This window comes from Mycobacterium arosiense ATCC BAA-1401 = DSM 45069 (genome assembly GCF_002086125.1).
Lineage (GTDB): Bacteria > Actinomycetota > Actinomycetes > Mycobacteriales > Mycobacteriaceae > Mycobacterium > Mycobacterium arosiense.
This window is the reverse complement of record NZ_MVHG01000352.1, coordinates 1-245: the sequence shown is the minus strand read 5'-3', so window position 1 is coordinate 245 and position 245 is coordinate 1. Positions and strand designations below refer to the sequence as shown.

The window sequence follows — 245 nt, the reverse complement described above, 5'->3', positions numbered from 1 at the left end:
GCTGACGGTGGGCGAGACGATGCCGCCCAGGTGCCAGCTGAGCCAGCTGAAATTGAAGAACAGCGCGCACAGGAACACTTCGCGCGCCGCCACCACGCTGCCGGTCAGGCGCAACACCGGCGGCGCCGACAGCATCACCGCGCAGCACAGCAGGATCTCGACCGCGGCCATCTCCAGGCCCAGCAGCCAGTAGGCCAGCGCGTACAGCGGCCCGGCGGTGACGGCCATCACCGCCGCATTCACCA

1 protein-coding gene is annotated in these 245 nt (G+C 69.4%); it reads right to left on the bottom strand.

What is annotated here, in order from left to right; translation table 11 throughout:
* A partial coding sequence (locus BST14_RS32815) for a hypothetical protein (RefSeq protein WP_142279728.1) occupies positions 1 to 245 on the bottom strand: 245 nt, incomplete at both ends.